The sequence below is a fragment of the Pseudomonas sp. lyk4-TYG-107 genome, from assembly GCF_030209055.1.
Taxonomy (GTDB): domain Bacteria; phylum Pseudomonadota; class Gammaproteobacteria; order Pseudomonadales; family Pseudomonadaceae; genus Aquipseudomonas; species Aquipseudomonas putida_A.
In genome coordinates, this window is record NZ_JARVST010000004.1 from 220,926 (window position 1) to 234,375 (window position 13,450).

Here is a 13,450-nt window from a genome sequence, read left to right on the forward strand (position 1 = left end):
TGCAAGAATGTAGCCAGATGCGTCGGCTTAGCGTTTGCCCGAACTCTGCATGACCAGTTTGATCAGTGGCCCGAGGCTGGTGCCCAGCCGTATCAGCCGGGTCAGCCCGCCAACACCGCCGCTTTTTGCGCCTTTGCCGGTGATGAAGCCCAGCAGGGTAACGGCGGCCACGCCCCAAAGCGGCGCGTGCTTGATGCCGAAGCCGCCTTGCAGGTTTTGCGTCATGCCGCGCATGCGCTGCAAGGGCTGCAGCACTTGCCCGGCTTCGTGGCGGATTTCCTGACGATGCATTTCCATGCGCAGGCGGATCAGCGCCTTGCGCATTTCCCGGCGCGAGCTGTTGTGTGGCAGTTCAGGCAGGCTCATGGCAGCAGGCGCTCCCGATCATTGGCCAATTCTTCCAGCGTGCCGTGGAAGGGCGAGGATTCATCGAAGACTGCTGCCTTGAGACGCAGCCCGCAGAAAGCGGCCGCCAAGGTGTAGAACACGCACAGGCCGATGATCGCTGCCAGACGATAGGTATCCCAGAACACGATCAGCACCAGCGTCGACAGACCCACCAGCAACAGCAGGGCAAACACCAGCGCCAGCCCTGCGAACAGCAACAGGCTGACGGTGCGTGATTTCTGCTCCTGCAATTCAATGCCGAACAGTTCGACATGGCTGTGCAGCAAGCCGAGAACAGCGGCGCCCAGACGCCGCGTGGAAGAGGAGGTGCCCGACCCCAGGCCGGATTCGCCGATCGACATGATCAGCGCCGAGTGGCCAGCAGGCCAATCAGGAAGCCCACCCCGGCGGCGATGCCCACCGATTGCCAAGGGTTGGCCGACACATAATCTTCGGTGGCGGTGACCGCTGCCTGGCCGCGATCACGCAGGGTGTCTTCGGTCAGCTTCAGGGTTTCCCGGGCGCGCAACAGGCTGTCGTGAATCTGATCACGCAGCTCATCAGCCTGATCGCCCGCCAGGGACGCGGTGTGTTCGAGCAGCCGCTCGGTGTCGGCGACCAGAGTCTGGAAGTCGTTCATCAGGATTTCTTGAGCAGTCTTTGCCTTGATGCTGGCCATGGGTGGATCTCCGTAAGTGACGTCTGAAGCGTTCGAGTATGAGCCTTGCGCGAAGGTTCAGTACAAATGACTGGTACAGCTTTTGCTATGTCGTGGTGCGTCCTGCTGCCGCCGTGCGCTGTTGGCGGGCGTACATGCAGCAAAACCTTAACTCAAATAATCCTGGTTCGTGTCAGGACATCGACCTTGTGCGCCAAACCGGTTCATCGCAGCTTCATTGCGCAGACCGACCGGTCGCAACTTGGTGCATGAATTGTCCGCGCGAACCGCTTTGGTGCCTTTTTAGCCTTCAGGTCTGCCTCTTTATGGAAAATCTGCAAAGCGCTGTGGACACGCTGGTTCACAGCTCCAACACGTTGTTCATTCTGATCGGTGCGGTGATGGTGCTGGCGATGCACGCCGGTTTCGCCTTCCTTGAAGTCGGCACGGTGCGCCAGAAAAACCAGGTCAACGCACTGTCGAAGATCCTCAGCGACTTTGCCGTTTCGTCCCTGGCCTATTTCTTTATAGGCTATTGGATCTCTTACGGTGTGACCTTCATGCAACCGGCGGCGGTGCTGAGTGCCGATCACGGATATGGGCTGGTGAAGTTTTTCTTCCTGCTGACGTTTGCTGCGGCGATTCCGGCGATCATCTCCGGCGGGATTGCCGAGCGCGCGCGCTTCGTTCCGCAGTTGTGCGCAACGGCGCTGATCGTGGCGTTCATCTACCCGTTTTTCGAAGGCATGATCTGGAACGGCAACTTCGGTCTGCAGGCTTGGCTGACGGCACGTTTTGGCGCGGCGTTCCATGATTTCGCCGGATCGGTGGTGGTGCACGCCATGGGCGGCTGGCTGGCACTGGCGGCGGTTTTGCTGCTCGGCCCGCGTAACGGTCGTTATCGCGACGGGCGGCTGGTGGCGTTCGCGCCGTCGAGCATTCCGTTTCTGGCGCTGGGCTCGTGGATTCTGATTGTCGGCTGGTTCGGCTTCAACGTGATGAGCGCGCAGACCTTGCAGGGCGTCAGCGGTCTGGTGGCGGTCAACTCGCTGATGGCCATGGTCGGCGGCACGGTGGCGGCGTTGATTGTCGGACGTAACGACCCGGGCTTCCTGCACAACGGCCCGCTGGCCGGGCTGGTGGCGATCTGCGCCGGTTCCGACCTGATGCACCCGGTGGGTGCTCTGGTGACTGGCGCGATTGCCGGTGCACTGTTTGTCTGGTGCTTTACCGCCGCGCAAGTCAAATGGCGTATCGACGATGTACTCGGCGTCTGGCCGTTGCACGGTTTGTGCGGGGTGTGGGGCGGGATCGCCTGCGGCATCTTCGGCCAGACTGCGCTGGGTGGCCTCGGTGGCGTCAGCCTGATCAGTCAGTTGATCGGCACTGCGCTCGGTGTGGTGGTCGCATTGCTCGGCGGATTTGCCGTTTACGGCGTGATCAAGGCCTTGCACGGCCTGCGCCTGAGTCAGGAACAAGAGTATTACGGCGCCGACCTGTCGCTGCACAAGATCGGCGCGGTCAGTCAGGACTAAGTTTCCTTGTCGTCGGTGCCGGGGTAAAAGCCATGCAACAGGCGATAGCGATTGATGCGCACCTGGTCGACTTTCTCCTGTACCTGATGAGCTGGCAGACCGAGCATGATCAAGGCGTGGGAGGCGAGCATCAGGCTCGACTCCAATAGCTCCGGCACCACTTCGGTGGCGCCGGCAGCTTTGAGTTCAGCCCATTGGCTGTCGTCGCGGGTGCGCACCAGAATCGGTATCCGCGCATTGAGCCGGCGCGCTTCCTTGAGAATCCGCAGGCTGACATCGCTCTGATCCACGGCGATCACCAGCAGTTTCGCGCGCAACAATCCGATGGCCGTCAGCAAGTCACCGCGCGATGAGTCGCCATAATGCACATCACTTTCCTCGGACGCGGCTTCCTGCACGCGCACCGGATCGTTGTCCAACGCGATGTAAGGTTGATTGGCATTGCGCATGAAACGGCCGATGGACTGGCCAACCCGCCCGTAGCCGCAAATTACCACATGCTGGTCGAGGTCGGCGTTGAGCGCACTGATCTCCTCGATTTGCGCCTCCTGATTCGGCTTGCGGTGCAGGCGCAGGGCAATTTTCGGTGCCCCGCGCAACAATAACGGGGTCAGCAGCATCGAGCAGAACGTCGCCGCCAGCAGCAGGCCGCCCAGCTCGTCAGGCAGCATGCGGTTTTGCTGCATCTGCGCCATCAGCGCAAAACAGAACTCACCGCCTTGCGCCAGGGCCAGGCCGCTGCGCCAGGCAGTTTCGTGATCGCTGCCGCGCCACTTCACCAACAGCGCGACGACCGTGCCTTTGATCAGCATCAGGCCGAGGGTCAGGCCGAGAATCAGCAGGCTGTGACTGACGAACAGTTGCAGGTCGATCAGCATGCCGATGCTGACGAAAAACACCCCGAGCAGGATGTCGCGAAACGGCCGGATATCGGCCTCGATCTGATGGCGATAGTGGCTCTCGCCGAGCAGCATGCCGGCGAGAAATGCGCCGAGGGCAGGGGACAGGCCCAGCAGGTGCGTCAGCCAGGCGGTCAGCAGCACAATCACCAGCGCCAGCAGGACGAACAATTCCGCCGAGCGCGACGCGGCCACCTCATGGAACAGCCGTGGCAGCAACCAGCGGCTGGCCAGCAGCAGACCGAAAAACAGCACCACGGTCTTTACCAGCGTCAGCGGCAAGGCCCAGTACCAGGCCTGTTCGCTGCTGCCGGCAAACACTGGCACCAAGGTCAGCAATAACACCGCCACCACGTCCTGAAACAGCAGGACCCCGACCGCGTTTTGCCCGTGACTGCTGAACACCTCGCCCAGGCTGCTCAACTCCTTGGTGACAATCGCCGTTGACGACAACGACAGCCCGGCGCCAAGCAGCAGGGCCGGGGTCGTCGGCATGCCCAGCACGATCAGCACTATTCCCAGTAATGCCGTGCTGAGCAATACCTGCTGACTGCCCAGGCGAAACACCACCTGGCGCAGCGCGATCATTTTCGACAGGGAAAACTCCAGGCCCAGCGAAAACAGCAGAAACACCACGCCCAACTCGGCCACGTCCGGCAGGTGCTCGCTCTCGTTGACCCAGTTGAACGCGGTCGGCCCCACCATCAGGCCCACGCACAGATAGCCCAGCACCGGCGGCAAGCGCAGGCGGCGAAACAGGGCAATCATCACCAGGGATGAGGCGAGGATGATCAGCAGGTTGGCAAACACAAGGCACTCCGATGTCAGGCTCAGGCTTCTCAAGCGTAGAGGCAAAAAGCCCGGGAGCATGGCCTGATTGGCTTTTCTCTGGACTGATTTGCGTCAGGGTTTTGCGTACTGGTTGCCGTGCTCGGGCCTTTGGGCGGCAGCGGCTCGACGGGTTTTCGAGGCAGGCCTAGAATGAATGCTCATTTTTCCGGTTGAGCGATCATGCCTCCTGAATGTCAGTTGTTCGGCACCTTGGGATGCCATTTGTGTGAGGTGGCAGAGGCCGAGTTGATGCCTTTTGTCGAGCATGGTCTGCTGGTCGAACTGGTGGATATTGCTGACGATGAATCCTGGTTCGAGGCTTACAGCCTGCGAATTCCGGTACTGCGCCGAATTGACACCGGCGCGGAGCTGAGCTGGCCTTTCAGTGCCGATCAGGTGGTGGCCTTCCTGCGCTGAGCCTGTTTCTTCGTTGACGCGACATGGCTTTCCGCCGGTCGCGACCGCGCATCCTTCCCTTGGCGCTTTGCGGATTATTCGGTTACTGTATGTGCATACAGTAATTGGATGGGCCTGCTGCTTTTGATGACTTGAGCAGGTGAATCCGGCAGTCAGAGGGACGAACCGTGGTCAATGTCGAACAGTTGAAGAACAGCGTGAACCGGATGTCGGTTGACGTGGTGCGCGAGGCCGTCCTCGAGTTGCGCCTGGACGGGCTGGTCACGGAGGGCAAGACGCCTTTCAACAAATTGCATTTCAACACCTGTTTTGCCGAGATCGAGGCGCTGTTCCAGCGTGCCGGTTATCACAAGCAACTGGATGTGGTCGGTTATCAGGGCCTGCTCTATGCCTTGTATGACCCGGGGCGCTGGGAGGCCGTCGATGTGCTGCGCTGGCTCAAGGAATTCACCGAAGCCGCCGCGCTCAAGTCGATCCCGGCCTGAAGCGGGCGGTGGAATCGGCGCTAGGTTCGTATCGCTCAGTGTTGGATAATGCCGACCTGCATTGAGGGTTCGAATTTCCGTATGTCCACACCAACGTTTTCCGCTGCGCAGAATCAGGCCAGCACCCTTTACCTTCCTCCGGGGAGTTGGCCTACCGTCCTTGATTGCCTGTGTGAGCATTTCAGTGCGATCAGTCGCGAGCAATGGCTGGACCGGATCGCCCGGGGCCGGGTACTGGATGGTCAGGGGCAGCCGATTGCGCTGGATCTGCCGTACAAGGAAGGCCTGCGCATTCACTACTTCCGTGAAGTGCCGGATGAAAAACCGATCCCGGTGGTCGAGTCGATCCTGTATGCGGACGAACATCTGGTGGTGGCGGACAAGCCGCACTTCCTGCCGGTGACGCCGGCCGGCGAATACGTCGAACAGACGTTGCTGCGTCGTCTGATCCGTCGCCTCGATAATCCGCATCTGGTGCCACTGCACCGCATTGACCGGCACACGGCAGGCTTGGTGATCTTTTCGGCTAACCCACAAACCCGCTCCGCATATCAGTCGCTGTTCCCTACGCGGCAGATCGATAAACGCTATGAGGCGATTGCCCGTGCGCTTCCGGCGCTCGAATTTCCCCTGGTACACAAAAGCCGTCTGATTGATGGCGAACCATTCTTCCGCATGCAGGAAGGGCCAGGCGTTGCCAATACGGAAACAGCGGTGGAAGTCCGGGAAAAGAACGGTGATCTGTGGCGCTACGGCCTGTACCCGGTGACCGGCAAGAAGCATCAGCTAAGGGTGCATATGACCGCGCTAGGGGCGAGTATCTGTAACGATCCGTTCTACCCGGATGTGTTGAAAGACGTTGAGGATGATTACGCCAATCCGCTCAAGCTGCTGGCGCAGGGGCTGCGGTTTGTCGACCCGGTGACCGGTGAGGATCGTGAATTCGAGAGCCGGATCACCCTGCAGTGGTGACGCCAGGCACTTTTCCGCGCCCATGAAAAAGCCCGCATTGATGCGGGCTTTTCTGTATCCGGTATCGACGTAAAGCTTACAGCTCTTTAACGGTACGAACCTGATCCTTGTTGATGCGGGTCTCTTTGCCGTCCAGTTGCTTGAACTCGTAGAAGCCCGAATCTTCATCGTATTTCGGGGTGTCGACGGCCTGGATTTCGCGACCGTCATTCAAGGTGAGCACTGTTGGCGAGGAGCAACCAGCGAGGGTAGCCAGGCCCAGTGCGAGCATGAAAGTGGCGAGGGTCCGTTGAGTCATGGGTGTGTCTCCGAATGGGAATACTTTTGGTTACTGAGCTTGAGACGTATACAAGGCGTGAGAGTTCCTTGAATGCTGTCAGTCTGACACAGTGTTGTGCGTATTTAACAGTTCGGGGGTGTTCAGGTTGGCCAGTCGCGGGTCATTGTCCGGGCATTGCAGGGCAGTCGCGCCGAGATTGCGCATGACCCGGCCGGGGCTGCGTTCACCGGCGTTCCACGCGGTTTCGAAGGCGGGCAACAGGGCGACGGGAATTACACACAGCAGGGGTTCCCAGTGGTCGTCGTGACGCAACATTAAAGGTTTTTCAGGAAACCGGTCGGCGGTTTCACGCATGTCCTGCAACAGCGCGGCGTCGATTCGCGGCACATCGCAGGGCAAGACCAGCAGGTGTGGCTGGCGGGCTGCCTTGAGTCCGGCGAGGATGCCGGCCAGGGGACCGGGAAAATCGCCTTGCTCATCGCTGACCAATTGATCGGCGTAGGCGGCATAACGCTCGTGATTGCGATTGCAGGAGATGATCAGATCGTCAGTCAGCGGTCGGACCTTGCGCTGCAAATGCGCAATCAGCGGCTCACCCTGCCATTCGACCAGCCCTTTGTCCTGGCCGCCCATGCGCTGGCCGCGTCCGCCTGCCAGGAGCAGAATGGAGCAGGGGGGCAATGGCGTATTCGAGGTCATGGCAGCTCTCCAGCGGGGCGGCGAAAAATTCAGGCGCTGTGATATAACACCGGGCTGTTTCTCCTACAACTGGACGAGCCTAATGAAAGCCAAGGCCGATGTACCTTTTACGCCGCTGAACATTGCGGTGCTGACTGTCAGCGATACCCGAACCCTGGAAACCGACACCTCAGGCCAGGTCTTCGTCGACCGCCTGACTGCTGCCGGTCACCGCTTGGCCGAACGGGTCCTGCTCAAAGATGACCTGTACAAGATCCGCGCGCAAGTTGCCCACTGGATTGCCGAGGACGTCGTGCAGGTTGTGTTGATTACCGGCGGCACTGGTTTCACCGGGCGTGACAGCACGCCTGAAGCCGTGGCTTGTCTGCTCGACAAGCAGGTTGACGGCTTCGGTGAACTGTTCCGGCAGATTTCGGTGGCCGATATCGGTACTTCGACCGTGCAGTCGCGGGCACTGGCCGGTCTGGCCAATGGCACACTGGTGTGCTGCCTGCCAGGTTCGACCAATGCGGTGCGCACCGGTTGGGACGGCATTCTCGCCGAACAGCTGGATTCGCGGCACCGTCCGTGCAACTTCGTCCCTCACCTGAAACAGGCGGCGCCCTGTGAATCCCGTGGGTAAGCCGGGCAAGACCGGCAGCCTGATGCCTGTCGAGCAAGCGTTGGCCCGCCTGCTGGAGATGGCTGAAGCCTCGCCGATTGTCGAACGCGAGTTTCTGCCCTTGGCCGAAGTCGAGGGGCGGGTGCTCGCCGAGGACCTGGTTTCGACCCTGGACCTACCACCCTGGCCAAATAGCGCCATGGATGGTTATGCCCTGAATCTGGCCGACTGGACCGGCGCACCGCTGCCGGTCAGCCAGAAAGTCTTTGCCGGGCAGGCGCCTGAGCCGTTGAAGCCCGGTACCTGCGCGCGGATCTTCACCGGTGCGCCAGTGCCTGCCGGGGCCGATTGCGTGGAAATGCAGGAGAATGCCGAGGTTCAGGACGACGGCAGCGTGCGTTTCATCGAAACCATGAGCGTCGGCCAGAACATTCGTCCGAAGGGGCAAGAAACCACCGTGGGTGAGTTGATTCTGGCGGCAGGTACCCGGCTGGGACCGATTGAGCAAGGTCTGGCGGCGTCGCTGGGGTGTGCCGGGTTGAATGTGGTACGCAAGGTCCGAGTGGCGGTGCTGTCCACCGGCGATGAGCTGGTCGAGCCGGGCCGGCCGCTGGGGCCGGGGCAGATCTACAACAGTAATCGGGTGGTGTTGTGCAGCTGGCTGCAGCGCCTGGGTTGTGAAGTGATTGATGCCGGTATTCTTCCGGACGATCTGGCGACCACGCGGGCGCGCCTTGGCGACTTGCAGGGTGTCGACCTGATTCTCTCGACCGGAGGCGTGTCGGTCGGTGAAGCGGATTTTCTTGGCATCGCATTGCGGGAAGAGGGCGAGCTGGCGCTGTGGAAACTGGCCATTAAACCGGGCAAGCCGCTGACATTCGGTCATTTTCGCAAGGTGCCGGTCATCGGCTTGCCGGGCAACCCCGCTTCGACGCTGGTGACCTTTGCTCTGCTCACGCGGCCCTACTTGTTGCGGCGTCAGGGCGTACAGGATGTCGAACCCCTGAAGTTTACGATTCCGGCAGGTTTTGTCTGGCCTGTGGCCGGCAATCGGCGCGAATACCTGCGCGGTCGTCTCGAGCAGGGGCGGGCGATCATCTACCGCAATCAAAGCTCCGGTGTGCTGCGCAGCGCGGCCTGGGCGGATGGTCTGGTAGAGGTGCTGGAAGGCCGCACGCTGGTAGAAGGCGATGAGGTCGGGTTCATTCCCCTGAGCGACCTGCTCGGCTGATCCGCTTCCGGTAATTGCAGGCTCGACCGATACCGCGTCGATGCCTGCATTCCTCTGTCAATGGCTCATCAGTGTGACCAACTGATCGAACCGGCTGTTGGCAACCCATCCCAGCAGTCCCAGGACCACCGCCGTCGCACCCGCCGAATAGGCGAGACGGTGCTTGATGGTCTTTACATCCCCGCGAACTTCGTCCATATCCCGACGAATGTATTTGAGGTGGGTTTCCAGTTCGGTCACGCGCGGTTCCATATCAACTTCTCCAGCGGTTCTGGCGTTCTTTCTGAAATCGGATTTGTGACTGGCGCGACTTTCGTCCAGAGGGGCAACCGGACTATTTGCAATTCTGGCTTCATGGCTTGGCATGGAAATGTCCATCGGCTGTTTCAAGTGTAAGCGCACCGGCCTTCCCGTCATCCAGACTGCCAACAGCTCCGAGGGTGTATCCAATCATTACCTGCACATCCTTGTGTTGTTGAATCGAAAATTGATACCACCTGCACAAGGTGAATCAAGGATCGTGTCCGGTCAATTGAGCCGATTCCTCACATGTTGTAAGAAAAAATACCGTCGCGTAGGACGCAACGGGTCAGTCGCTTGAATTAAATGGTGTTCCCATGGCTTTTTTGCCTGCGCCAGTGGTCAAGATGTTTCATACCGATTCAATCTTGGGGAGTGACCGTAATGAGTGAACGCAGGGCGCTGTTGATTCTGCATGGCAAGCAGGCACTCAATGAGGCGGTTCGCGCCGCCGTCGAAGGCAAACGCAAGCAGGGCTGGGAATTGGCCGTACGGCTGACCTGGGAGGCCGGTGACGCTCAGCGTCTGGTGGAAGAAGCACTGGCGAGTGGCTTTCGGAAGATCATCGCCGGAGGCGGAGATGGCACGTTGCGCGATATCGCTGAAGCGCTTGCCGCGCATCCGGACGAGGCCAGTCTGGTGCTGTTGCCGCTAGGAACGGCTAACGATTTTTCCCGCGCGGCGGGGATCCCGCTGGAGCCGGCCGAAGCACTGGAAATGCTCGACGTGCCACCGCGCAAGATTGACCTGGGCGAAGTCGGTGGGCAGATTTTCCTGAACATGGCGACGGGTGGTTTCGGCAGCCAGGTCACGGCCAATACCTCTGAAGATCTGAAAAAAGTGCTCGGCGGGGCCGCCTATCTGTTCACCGGTTTGTCGCGCTTCAGTGAGCTGCACGCGGCTTACGGTGAACTGCAAGGGCCGGACTTTCACTGGAGCGGCGAGCTGCTCGCATTGGGCATCGGCAACGGTCGTCAGGCAGGCGGCGGACACGTCTTGTGCCCGCAGGCACTGGCGGACGATGGTCTATTGGACATCAGTATTCTGCCGGCGCCACAGGAGTTGGTGGGCACACTGAAGAACCTGCTCAGCGACGGCTTCGGCCTCGACAATATGTTTGTCCGGGCCCGTTTGCCCTGGGTCGAAATCAAGGTTGCCGAGGGGCTGAGCATCAACCTTGACGGCGAGCCGCTGGAGGGCGACAGCCTGCGTTTCGAGGCGCGCCCCGCCGCCTTGCAGGTGCATCTGCCGGAGCATTCGCCGCTGTTGGGCGGCGCGGGTTCGATCAGTCGTCCAGACTGATGATCTGTTCGCGCACCGCGAACAGCACCAGACCCGCCACGTCGTAGATCTGCAGGCGTTTCATGATCTGAGAGCGGTGGGTTTCGACGGTCTTGATGCTCAGGCCCAGGCCGTTGGCGATTTCCCGGGTGGACTTGCCGCGCACGATCAACCGCAGGATTTCCAGCTGGCGTGCCGTCAGATTGTGCGAGTCGGCCACTTCCGGCTGGTTTTTCTGCGTACGGGTCAGCGCCTGGTTGATCACGGTGTGGGCGATGGCCGGGCTCAGGTAGCGCTCGTTGTTGCGCAAGGCTTCGAGGGCATGTTCCAGCTCGGTGGCCGTGGTGTCCTTGAGCAGATAGCCGTGCGCCCCGGATTCCAGGGCCTGCATGATCAGCGCCGGATCGGTGTGCATCGAGAGAATCAGCACCTTGCTTTGCGGGCGCACCCGCTTGAGCCGTTGCAAGGCTTCCAGGCCACCGGTTTCCTTCATCGAGATATCCAGCAACACGATGTCGGGCGCCAGTTGCTCGACCATTTCGAGCAACTGCGAGCCGTCGCTGGCTTCGCCAACGACCGCGTAACCGGGAATATCGAGCACCAGAGCGCGCACGCCGGCCCTGATCAGCGAGTGGTCATCCACCAGAAGTAAGTTACAAGTCAACGCATAACCTTATTCGTACTGGCCCGCTCGAGTGCACGGGGCGCCCAGGGGAATAGTGCTTCGATTTGAGTGCCTTTGCCCGGCTCGCTGATGACGTTCAGCGTGCCGCCCAACTGTTCGATCCTTTCGGCCATCCCGGCCATTCCACGCTGTCCTTCGCGACCCGGATCCGCAGCAGGCGCAAAGCCTTGTCCGTCGTCGCTGATCAACAGCGTCAGGCCTTTTGGCAAGCGTTGCACGCGGATCAGCAGATTGCTGGCCTGCGCATGACGCAGAATGTTGGTGACCGCTTCCTGGGCAATGCGAAAGGCAGCGACCGCCATTTCTTCCGGAATGCCATTGAGCCGTTGCTGGCAATCGAGGCTCCAGTGCACCGAGGTGTTCGCCAGGGTCTTGAGCAGGTGCGCGCGCAGACTGGCCTCCAGCCCGAGGCTGGTCAGTTGGCGCGGATTGAGAATGGCGGAAACGTCGCGCACCTTGTTGAGGGTTTCATCAAGGGTGTCGCAGAGTGTCGAGCATTGCGCTTGCAAGTCGGCTGGCAGGCGTTTTTTCAGCCATTCACTTTGCAGCTTGGCCGCTGTCAGTAACTGGCCGATATCGTCGTGCAGTTCACGGCTGAGACGGTGGCGTTCGTTTTCCTGGACTTCCAGCAAACGGTCGGCGAGTTCCTGAGGCTGAAACTTGATCGATTTGCGCGACAGTCGATATTGCACCCAGACACAAGCAGTGGCGGCAATATTCAACAGCAGCAGACCCAGTGAGAGCGGAGCAGACAATCCGTAGGTCAGCAGGCTGCCAGCGGCGGCGATGACACTCAATATGAGAGTGAACCGGCGTGCATTTTCCCGGGACGGTGGCCATTTGATGATTGACTTGAGGCTGGCGTACATAACGGATGGAGCCAATGGATGTTCGCTACGGGCAGACCGGCCGGTGGCTGGCGGATCTCTGTCTGAAAATGCTGTCAATTATGCTATTGATTTTAACGAAGTACAGTGAACGATATTCGACCATCAAGTTCGTTGGATGACAGTCGCTGAATCACTGTGCCATTAGTTGAAAGCAACTAACGGTCGGCATAATACCACTTAAGATACCGTTGGTCGCGTTTGCCATATATGTCCAATGAGTCAGGAAATACGCCATGTTGGACGTGAGTTCCATTATGGAAAATGTCGTTTTATTGTGCTTGGTAGAGATCCGTGCGGTTCGAAGTTGATCGTTACACAGACACAGGCAAACCCTGAGGCCGCGGCAGAATATCCGCTGGTGTCAGGTGTGATTATTTAATTCGAATTGTCGCTGGCAGGTATGAACTATTCAATTGCGACATTCAGCGATTCCCATCTTCAGCCTGGATTTACGCTTTGAATGCGGCGGATCACGCCTGACGCTCGGAATAAGACAACAGCGAAAGCGGCTGAGGCCGGAGCGGTGGCTTGAACTGGCTCTGACCGACCTGAAACGCGAACGCTTCGATCAGTGAGGTTTGTTCGCTGCCATCCAGGCTCAATTGGCCGGTATTGTGATCGACCAGTTCAATCTGCCAGGCCATCAGGGTGAAACAGTCCTGCAGCGCATTCAGCGCCTGTGCGTGCAGATCGATATGATCCGGCGCGTGGTCGAGCAGGCTGTGAATATGCAGGGAAAACTCGGAGATCGCCTCCAGTGCCAACGCTTCAGCCCGGCTCGCCAGTTTAAGCAGGGTGTTGCGCATGCAGTCGATGGCATCTTTGTCGTTGCTGATCAATTGCAGGTGGCTCAGGCACTCTTCGGACTTGGCCAGGAGTGTTTCAGCTTCGACGAGGAATTCGGGAAAGCGTTGCGCCCAGTCTTTACGGTCGATTGGCATGCTTATCTCCACAGCGTCATGTCTGATGAGGGAATGCCGTGTGTGTCGACGTTCGTGGATCGTCGGGAGATCGCGCCCCACCGTGCAATTGCACTGGCTGAGGTTTTCCAGAGGGTGGGGTTCCACTGACCTGCGATCGCACACAATAGCCTGACTCCGTTCATGCAATGAGAATGGCGTCACATTAATGGCTATTGGATATTGCGAACATCAGGTTGGGCCTGATTGTTCCTAGGGGATTCCCTTACGCGCGGGAACCTGTGGCGCAAACTGTGGTCGCGCCAGAAGAGAATGTAGCAGATGAAAACACCGGGCCAGTAAACCATGATGTTAATGTGACATCAATGCCCGTGTGTGG

Annotated in this window: 17 protein-coding genes; 7 read left to right on the forward strand and 10 right to left on the reverse strand. The window is 59.6% G+C overall.

The window, feature by feature from the left end; translation table 11 throughout:
- Positions 1 to 27: 27 nt before the first annotated feature.
- The 3 genes from QRN61_RS05020 to QRN61_RS05030 are packed head-to-tail and all read right to left on the reverse strand — an operon-like array spanning position 28 to position 1,066.
- Positions 28 to 366: a hypothetical protein gene (locus tag QRN61_RS05020; RefSeq protein ID WP_027613426.1), complete on the reverse strand. Its 339-nt coding sequence runs from the start codon at positions 364 to 366 to the stop codon at positions 28 to 30.
- Positions 363 to 749 (reverse strand): phage holin family protein, encoded by a 387-nt coding sequence (locus QRN61_RS05025; RefSeq protein ID WP_027613425.1) that lies wholly within the window; start codon positions 747 to 749, stop codon positions 363 to 365. The genes QRN61_RS05020 and QRN61_RS05025 overlap by 4 nt, the downstream gene beginning before the upstream one ends.
- A gap of 2 nt (positions 750 to 751) precedes the next feature.
- Positions 752 to 1,066: an ElaB/YgaM/YqjD family protein gene (locus tag QRN61_RS05030; RefSeq protein ID WP_003226733.1), complete on the reverse strand. Its 315-nt coding sequence runs from the start codon at positions 1,064 to 1,066 to the stop codon at positions 752 to 754.
- Positions 1,067 to 1,371: 305 nt separating this feature from the next.
- Between QRN61_RS05030 and QRN61_RS05035 the strand changes: the two genes are divergently transcribed.
- A complete protein-coding gene (locus tag QRN61_RS05035; protein WP_285373358.1) occupies positions 1,372 to 2,580 on the forward strand; it encodes an ammonium transporter in 1,209 nt (402 codons plus the stop codon).
- Here the strand turns inward: QRN61_RS05035 and QRN61_RS05040 are convergent.
- Positions 2,577 to 4,289 carry a cation:proton antiporter gene (locus QRN61_RS05040; protein ID WP_115989244.1) on the reverse strand — a complete coding sequence of 571 codons (1,713 nt, stop codon included), beginning with the start codon at positions 4,287 to 4,289 and terminating at the stop codon, positions 2,577 to 2,579. The two genes, QRN61_RS05035 and QRN61_RS05040, sit on opposite strands and share 4 nt — an antisense overlap.
- Positions 4,290 to 4,490: 201 nt before the next feature.
- On the opposite strand from QRN61_RS05040, the gene QRN61_RS05045 reads away from it, so the two are divergent.
- The 3 genes from QRN61_RS05045 (at position 4,491) to QRN61_RS05055 (ending at position 6,184) form a co-directional block, all read left to right on the forward strand.
- A complete protein-coding gene (locus tag QRN61_RS05045; protein WP_027613422.1) occupies positions 4,491 to 4,727 on the forward strand; it encodes a glutaredoxin family protein in 237 nt (78 codons plus the stop codon).
- 167 nt (positions 4,728 to 4,894) lie between these two features.
- Positions 4,895 to 5,212, forward strand: a complete 318-nt coding sequence (locus tag QRN61_RS05050) for a transcriptional regulator (RefSeq protein ID WP_003226726.1) — start codon at positions 4,895 to 4,897, stop codon at positions 5,210 to 5,212.
- Between the two features lie 81 nt (positions 5,213 to 5,293).
- The gene (locus tag QRN61_RS05055; RefSeq protein WP_285373359.1) at positions 5,294 to 6,184 is read left to right on the forward strand and encodes a pseudouridine synthase; all 891 of its coding nucleotides are present in this window, start codon (positions 5,294 to 5,296) and stop codon (positions 6,182 to 6,184) included.
- Between the two features lie 76 nt (positions 6,185 to 6,260).
- On the opposite strand, the gene QRN61_RS05060 is transcribed toward QRN61_RS05055, so the two are convergent.
- On the reverse strand, positions 6,261 to 6,482 hold the full coding sequence (locus QRN61_RS05060; RefSeq protein WP_027613420.1) for a YgdI/YgdR family lipoprotein: 222 nt from the start codon (positions 6,480 to 6,482) through the stop codon (positions 6,261 to 6,263).
- Between the two features lie 78 nt (positions 6,483 to 6,560).
- Positions 6,561 to 7,163, reverse strand: coding sequence for a molybdenum cofactor guanylyltransferase MobA (mobA, locus tag QRN61_RS05065; protein ID WP_097088285.1), 603 nt, complete (start codon positions 7,161 to 7,163; stop codon positions 6,561 to 6,563).
- 82 nt (positions 7,164 to 7,245) lie between these two features.
- On the opposite strand from mobA, the gene moaB reads away from it, so the two are divergent.
- Positions 7,246 to 7,785 carry a molybdenum cofactor biosynthesis protein B gene (gene moaB / locus QRN61_RS05070; RefSeq protein ID WP_027613418.1) on the forward strand — a complete coding sequence of 180 codons (540 nt, stop codon included), beginning with the start codon at positions 7,246 to 7,248 and terminating at the stop codon, positions 7,783 to 7,785.
- Complete coding sequence (locus QRN61_RS05075; RefSeq protein WP_096794974.1) at positions 7,769 to 8,995, forward strand: molybdopterin molybdotransferase MoeA; 1,227 nt, start codon at positions 7,769 to 7,771, stop codon at positions 8,993 to 8,995. Before moaB ends, QRN61_RS05075 begins: the two co-directional genes overlap by 17 nt.
- A 57-nt stretch (positions 8,996 to 9,052) precedes the next feature.
- Here QRN61_RS05075 and QRN61_RS05080 read toward each other — a convergent pair whose 3' ends face one another.
- Positions 9,053 to 9,361 carry a hypothetical protein gene (locus QRN61_RS05080; protein ID WP_171061883.1) on the reverse strand — a complete coding sequence of 103 codons (309 nt, stop codon included), beginning with the start codon at positions 9,359 to 9,361 and terminating at the stop codon, positions 9,053 to 9,055.
- Positions 9,362 to 9,679: 318 nt separating this feature from the next.
- Here QRN61_RS05080 and yegS point away from each other — a divergent pair, with 318 nt between their 5' ends.
- Positions 9,680 to 10,597 carry a lipid kinase YegS gene (gene yegS / locus QRN61_RS05085; protein WP_097088281.1) on the forward strand — a complete coding sequence of 306 codons (918 nt, stop codon included), beginning with the start codon at positions 9,680 to 9,682 and terminating at the stop codon, positions 10,595 to 10,597.
- Here yegS and QRN61_RS05090 read toward each other — a convergent pair.
- From QRN61_RS05090 to QRN61_RS05100, 3 genes are all read right to left on the reverse strand, one after another.
- Positions 10,581 to 11,240: a response regulator gene (locus tag QRN61_RS05090; RefSeq protein ID WP_007969079.1), complete on the reverse strand. Its 660-nt coding sequence runs from the start codon at positions 11,238 to 11,240 to the stop codon at positions 10,581 to 10,583. The two genes, yegS and QRN61_RS05090, sit on opposite strands and share 17 nt — an antisense overlap.
- On the reverse strand, positions 11,237 to 12,130 hold the full coding sequence (locus QRN61_RS05095) for a sensor histidine kinase (protein WP_027613415.1): 894 nt from the start codon (positions 12,128 to 12,130) through the stop codon (positions 11,237 to 11,239). Before QRN61_RS05095 ends, QRN61_RS05090 begins: the two co-directional genes overlap by 4 nt.
- 491 nt (positions 12,131 to 12,621) lie before the next feature.
- Positions 12,622 to 13,092, reverse strand: a complete 471-nt coding sequence (locus QRN61_RS05100; RefSeq protein ID WP_027613414.1) for a hypothetical protein — start codon at positions 13,090 to 13,092, stop codon at positions 12,622 to 12,624.
- Between the last annotated feature and the right edge of the window lie 358 nt (positions 13,093 to 13,450).